Origin of the sequence: Streptomyces sp. 6N223 (assembly GCF_052246635.1) — a bacterium.
Classification (GTDB): Bacteria; Actinomycetota; Actinomycetes; order Streptomycetales; family Streptomycetaceae; genus Streptomyces.
The window spans coordinates 161,069-167,190 of record NZ_JBQQCA010000006.1 but is presented as its reverse complement, the minus strand read 5'-3'; the positions used below and the strand labels follow the sequence as shown (position 1 = coordinate 167,190).

The window sequence follows — 6,122 nt, the reverse complement described above, 5'->3', positions numbered from 1 at the left end:
CCGCACCCCCGTCCCCCTCACCCCCAGATCCCTCCTCCACCTCCGGGAGCCAGTGATGAGCCAGCACGCTCAGCTGATCACGGCGGACCTGGTCGATCTCGATCTCTCCGCCACCACCAAGGACGCGGCGGCCCGCTCGCTCGCCGAACGTATGACCGCCGTGGGCCGGGTCACCGACCTTGAGGGCTTCCTGGCGGACGTCGCCGCCCGCGAGGCCCAGATGCCCACCGGCCTCGAGGGCGGCATCGGCATCCCGCACTGCCGCAGCGCCCACGTCACCGAGCCGACGCTCGCCTTCGGCCGCAGCGCCGACGGCATCGACTTCGGCGCCACGGACGGGCCGGCCGACCTGATCTTCCTCATCGCCGCCCCGGCGGGCGCCGACGAGGACCACCTGACGATCCTCTCCGGCCTGGCCCGCGAGCTGATGCGCCCCGAGTTCACGGACGCGCTGCGTGCGGGCACCGACCCGGCCAGGGTGGCGGAACTGATCAGGGGAGAGCAGCCAGAGGAGCCGGAGGAACTCGCCGCGCGGAGTGAAGCCGATGCCGAGGACCCGGCCGGGACCCCCGCTCCCGAGCCGTTCACGATCGTGGCCGTCACCTCCTGCCCCACCGGGATCGCGCACACCTACATGGCCGCGGAGTCGCTGGAGCGCGCCGCCGAGGCCGAGGGCGTGCGGATCAGCGTCGAGACGCAGGGCTCCGCCGGGTTCGAGCGGCTGGCGCCGGAGGTCATCGCCGCCGCCGACGCCGTGATCTTCGCGCACGACGTCGAGGTCAGGGAACGGGACCGCTTCGCGGGCAAGCCGGTTGTCGACGTGGGCGTCAAGGCGGCCATCAACCGGGCCGCCGAGCTGATCGCCGCCGCCCGCGCCCGGGCCGCCGACCACGTCCCCGGCGCCGCCGGCGTGGCCCCGGCCGCGTCCTCGCCGATGGACCGCGCCGGGGAGCCCGGCGACGGCTTCCCCACCCGGCTGCGCAAGTGGCTGATGACCGGCGTCAGCTACATGGTGCCGTTCGTGGCCGCCGGCGGGCTGCTCATCGCGCTCGCCTTCGCCATCGGCGGCTACCAGATCAACGAGGCCCCCGCCGTCGCCGACCACTTCGTGTGGACGCAGACCGACAGCTGGGCGGCGTTGTTCTTCCAGATCGGCGGCGCCGCGTTCGGCTTCCTCGTCCCGGTGCTCGCCGGGTACATCGCCTACGGCATGGCCGACCGGCCGGGCCTGGTGCCCGGCTTCGTGGGCGGCGCGATCGCGGTGACCGTCAACGCCGGGTTCCTCGGCGGCCTGGCCGCGGGCCTGCTGGCCGGGACGGTGGTGATGGGCATTCAGCGCGTCGGCATCCCGCCCGCGCTGCGCGGCGTCATGCCGGTCGTCGTCATACCGCTGCTGTCGTCCATCGCCGTCGGCTTCCTGATGTTCATCGTCATCGGCAAGCCCATCGCCGAGGCCCAGTCCGGGCTCACCGACTGGCTGAACGGCCTGAGCGGCACCAACGCGGTGCTGCTGGGCGTCCTGCTCGGCCTGATGATGTGCTTCGACCTCGGCGGGCCGGTGAACAAGGTCGCCTACACCTTCGCCACCGCGGGCATCGCCGTGGCCAACCCCGGCGACACGAACATGGAGATCATGGCCGCGGTGATGGCCGCCGGCATGGTCCCGCCGCTGGGCATGGCCCTGGCCACCCTGGTGCGCGGCAGCCTCTTCGACCGGACGGAGAAGGAGAACGGCAAGGCCGCCTGGGTGCTGGGCGCCTCCTTCATCACCGAGGGCGCGATCCCGTTCGCCGCCGCCGACCCGCTGCGCGTCATCCCCTCGGCCATGGCGGGCGGCGCCGTCACCGGGGCGCTGACCATGGCGTTCGGCAGCACGCTGCGTGCCCCGCACGGCGGCGTCTTCGTCACCGGCCTGGTCGGCAGCCCGGTGCTCTACCTGCTGGCGATCGCCGCCGGCACGGCGGTGACCGCGACGCTGGTGATCGTCCTGAAGGAACGCGCCAGGTCCCACCGCGACCGGGTCGGGGCCGCGGCCGAGACGGCCGCGAGCCCGGCACCCGTCGCCACGGCCACGGCGGCGTAGGACCACGCTCCCGGGCGGCGGCCCGGGAGCCTCCGCCCCCGCCTACCGGGACCTACTCCCCTCCGTACAGGTCCCGGTAGGCGGGGATCAGCGCGCCCGGCGTGTCCACGGTCTCCGCGGCGAGCACCGCCGAGACCACGGCCCGGGTCAGGACGTCCGCACCCGCGGCCAGCAGCTCGTTGAAGCCCGAGGCCGCCTCCAGGCCGGCGACGGGGGAAGGGAGCGGTCGCTCGCCGGTCGCCAGAGCGAAGACCGTGTCGCCGTCGACCATCAGATGCGCCGGACGCACCGCCCTGGCCAGGCCGTCGTGGGCGACGCCCGCCAGCTTCCGCGCCTGAGCCTTCGTCAGCGTCGCGTCCGTCGCCACCACCGCCAGCGTGGTGTTCAGCGGCGAGCTGCCGCCAGCGGGCCCCCGGCGGCCCGTCTCCCGCACCGACTCCGCCAGGCGGCGCATGGCCTCCTCGTGCACGGCGGGCGGCGGCGGGGTGCTGCCGGGTGCCCCGAACAGCGCGCCGGTCTCCCGGTCGAACGGCGAGCCCGCCGCGTTGACCGCGGCGAGCGCGGCGACCGTGACCCCGGAGGGCAGCGCCGCGCTCGCCGTGCCCACCCCGCCCTTGATGCCGCCCGCCTTCGCGCCCGTGCCCGCGCCCACGTTGCCCTCGGCGACGGGCGCGCCGGGCCCGGAGCCGCCCGCCGCCTCGGCCGCCGCCCGGCCCAGCGCCGCGTCCGGCCGCGCCCGCCCGTCACCGCCGCGCCCGAGGTCGAACAGGACGGCCGCCGGGACGATCGGCACCACGTGCGGCCCTATCCGGACGCCGCGGCCCTGCTCCTCCAGCCAGCCCATCACGCCGGTGGCGGCGTCGAGACCGAAGGCGCTGCCGCCGGTCAGCAGCACGGCGTCGACGCGCTCCACCAGGTTGCTGGGGTCGAGCAGGTCCGTCTCCCGGGTGCCGGGGCCGCCGCCGCGCACGTCGACCCCGGCCACCGCGCCGCCCGGCGGCGTCAGCACCACGGTGCAGCCCGTAAGCCAGCCGTCCCCGGTCCGCTGGGCATGCCCCACCCGCAGGCCCGCCACGTCCGTCAGCGCGTTCCGCGGCCCGGCGACGAACGCCCCGCCCGCGCGAACTCCGCGCTCGCCACGCTCTCCGTGCTCTTCCGGCTCGCTACTCGGCTCAGTCATGGCCCATGCGTACCACGCCCGGCTCATCGGCTCATCGGCCGCATCACCCCCACCCGTCTCACCAGCCGCGACGCGACCCGGGCGGGGACGTCCAGCGGACGTTTATCGGACGTCAATCGGGAGGGGCGAGGCTGCCCCGCATGCCGCCAGACGACCATGACCAGCGGGGCCGGGATGACGAGGGCTCCGGAAGAGGAGCGCGGGTCCGGCCCGCCGACGTGCTCGGCCATGCCCAGATGCTGCGGCAGGGGGAACAGGCGGCGGAGGCCCTGGCCCGGCTCGGCGTGCGCGAGGGCGACCCTGTCGCCGTGCTGCTGCCCATGTGCCTGGAGTCGGTGATCGTCACCCTCGCCTGCATCAGGCTCGGCGCGATGCGCATCACCCTCCCCGTCGGAAACCACCTGGGCTTCGTGCGGAACCGGATCCGCTCCTCCGGCGCGCGTGTGGTCGTCAGCGCGGACAGCTGCCGGCAGGACGACGCCGTCCAGGACGTGAAGGCCGTGCTCGACCGGGCCCTGTGGGGATGCCCGGGCGTCCACACCGTGCTGGTGGTGTCGCAGCTCGCCCGGCCCGTCCCCTGGGAGCCCGGCCGGGACCTGTGGTGGCACGAGGCGCTCGCCGCCCGGACCCCGACCCCGCCGGGGGGGCCGTACGCTGGGCTCATGACCAGCACCCCGAACTCCCCGGAGGGCCGGCGTCCGCAGCGGCAGAGGCGGGAGCGTCTGGCCGCCCTGGACTTCGGCGACCCGCTGGACCAGCGCGCGCCGGACGACGCCGACGAGGGCTGGGGCGAGCGGCTTCCCGAGGACCCGGCCCTCGGCGGCGGTGGCGTGGCGGACCTCGCCCGCTTCCTCAACGAACGGCCTCCGCACCACCTCTGACGCCCCGCCGGGCGGGCCACGACGTGCCGCTAGGGCCTGTTCTCCGCCGCCGACTCGTCGGAGCCGGTGCGCTGGGCCACGATCGCGGCGGTGGCGTCGCCGGCTTCGGCCGTCGGCCGCTGGGCGCGCAGCGCGTCGCGGATCTCGATGAGGACCTCCAGCTGGGTCGGCTCGGCGGGCGCCTCGGCCTGGGCCTCGGCCTGTGCCTCGGCCCTGGCCTTGCGGCGCTCCTGGTACCGGTTGATCGGCAGGATCATCAGGAAGTAGACCACCGCGGCGGTGATCAGGAAGGTGAGCGAGGCGCTGATCACCGTGCCCCAGCGGATCGGGATGCCGGAGACCACCTCTCCCGCCTCGTTCACCTCGCAGGGGCCGCGCAGGCAGGACTCGTAGGCGTCCAGGTCCTGGGTGCCGAGGGCGCCGATGAGCGGGTTGATGACGCCCTTCACCACCGCGTTCACGATGTTGGTGAACGCGGTGCCGACCACGACGGCCACGGCGAGCTCCACCACGTTCCCCCGCATCAGGAACTCCTGGAACCCCGACAGCACCCCCTTGGCTCCCGTCACCAGGCTCTTGCCTCGCTCGCTCACCGCGCTCCCTCCGCTCTCTCCTCCACGCCGGACGCGGCTCACGCTGCCCCAGGCGGGCGAGGGCTGTCCAATCCGATGACCACGTGAAGGTGTGGCCACGGGCAGGCGTTCGGATCACCATCGGGCCACCGCCAGTCCGCCGGCGGACGCCGCCCCGGCGAGGTCGGCGGCCGTGCCGGGCGGGACCGTCAGCACGAGCAGGGCGCCGGGCGGGCTTATGCCGCCCTCCTCGGGCTCCATCGGCGGCCTGGGCACCTCGGCCACCCGGGCCCGGTGGGCGATCACGCGGGCGCGCTCGGGCCCGTCGCCGCCCGAGCGCGGCGGGGCCGCCAGCACGTCCACCTCGTCGCCCGGCTTGAGCAGGCTCACCGCGGCCGGGTCGGCGATGCGGACGGCGGTGGCGACGAGACCCTCGCCGCCGGGCTCCCCCGGCCCGTCCGCCGTCCCGGGGCGGGCGTCGCCGGCTCCGGCGGGGGCGCCGTCGGGGCCCTCGCCGCCGCCCCAGGGCGCGGCGGCGGCCAGCGCGACGGCCGTGACCGCCAGCGCTCCGGCCAGCACGCGCCGCCCGCGCCGCCGGCGCCGCAGGACGCGCCGCAGCCGGTGACGCCCGCCGCGCGGGCCGACCGGCGCGAAGTCGGGAACGCGGGATCGGGCGGGTGACGAAACGGGGCCCGGTGCCGGGCGTGGTGCGGAGTTCATGCACCCACCGTGCCCGCTCGCGGCACGTCCCGCCGGGGCCTGTGGACAACTCGGCGCCTGTGGAAAACTCCGTCATCCGTTCGAGGTCGATGTCCGATCTCCGCTGGCGCCGCCGCCGTTCGATCACGGACAGTGGCAGCATGATCCGCTTCATCGCAGCGAGCCCGGATCCGGGCCGCACCGCAGAGCCGTGTTACGCCGTCATGGACTCGCCGCTGGGAGAGCTGCTCCTGGTGGGCGACGACCGGGGGCTGCATCGCGTGGACCTGGCGGCCGAGGCCCGCATAGACCCCTCGTGGCGGGCCGACCCGGCCCCGCTGGCCGACGCCACGGCGCAGCTGGCGGCGTACTTCGACGGTGGCCTCACCGACTTCGACCTCGCCGTCGCCGTCGGCGGCACGCCCTTCCAACGGCGGGTGTGGCGCCGCCTGACGGAGATCCCGTACGGCTCGACGGCCACCTACGGCGACCTGGCGCGGGAGCTCGGCCTGCCCCGGGGCGCCCGCGCGGTCGGCGCGGCGAACGCCGTGAATCCGGTGCCGCTCGTCCTGCCGTGCCACCGGGTCCTGGCGTCCTCAGGCGACCTGGCCGGGTACGGCCTGGGCGGTCCCGAGCGCAAGCGGCAGCTGCTGCGTCTGGAGAGCGGCCAGCTCGCGCTCGCCGGCTAGCCGGCCGGGCCACGGCTG

6 protein-coding genes are annotated in these 6,122 nt (G+C 75.6%); 3 read left to right on the top strand and 3 right to left on the bottom strand.

Annotation, left to right across the window (positions count from 1 at the left end):
- The first annotated feature begins 55 nt into the window (after positions 1 to 55).
- Entirely contained in the window at positions 56 to 2,083 is a 2,028-nt protein-coding gene (locus tag ACTWQH_RS06985; RefSeq protein ID WP_443285463.1) for a PTS fructose transporter subunit IIABC, read from the top strand.
- Between the two features lie 52 nt (positions 2,084 to 2,135).
- Here the strand turns inward: ACTWQH_RS06985 and ACTWQH_RS06980 are convergent, their stop codons facing one another.
- Positions 2,136 to 3,263, bottom strand: coding sequence for a P1 family peptidase (locus ACTWQH_RS06980; protein ID WP_443285462.1), 1,128 nt, complete (start codon positions 3,261 to 3,263; stop codon positions 2,136 to 2,138).
- Between the two features lie 140 nt (positions 3,264 to 3,403).
- On the opposite strand from ACTWQH_RS06980, the gene ACTWQH_RS06975 reads away from it, so the two are divergent.
- Positions 3,404 to 4,144 carry an AMP-binding protein gene (locus ACTWQH_RS06975; protein ID WP_443285461.1) on the top strand — a complete coding sequence of 247 codons (741 nt, stop codon included), beginning with the start codon at positions 3,404 to 3,406 and terminating at the stop codon, positions 4,142 to 4,144.
- Between the two features lie 29 nt (positions 4,145 to 4,173).
- On the opposite strand, the gene ACTWQH_RS06970 is transcribed toward ACTWQH_RS06975, so the two are convergent.
- On the bottom strand, positions 4,174 to 4,668 hold the full coding sequence (locus ACTWQH_RS06970; protein ID WP_443285475.1) for an MscL family protein: 495 nt from the start codon (positions 4,666 to 4,668) through the stop codon (positions 4,174 to 4,176).
- A 183-nt stretch (positions 4,669 to 4,851) separates the two neighbouring features.
- A complete protein-coding gene (locus ACTWQH_RS06965) occupies positions 4,852 to 5,436 on the bottom strand; it encodes an RcpC/CpaB family pilus assembly protein (protein ID WP_443285460.1) in 585 nt (194 codons plus the stop codon).
- Between the two features lie 140 nt (positions 5,437 to 5,576).
- Between ACTWQH_RS06965 and ACTWQH_RS06960 the strand changes: the two genes are divergently transcribed.
- Positions 5,577 to 6,104: a methylated-DNA--[protein]-cysteine S-methyltransferase gene (locus tag ACTWQH_RS06960; RefSeq protein WP_443285459.1), complete on the top strand. Its 528-nt coding sequence runs from the start codon at positions 5,577 to 5,579 to the stop codon at positions 6,102 to 6,104.
- Positions 6,105 to 6,122: the final 18 nt, after the last annotated feature.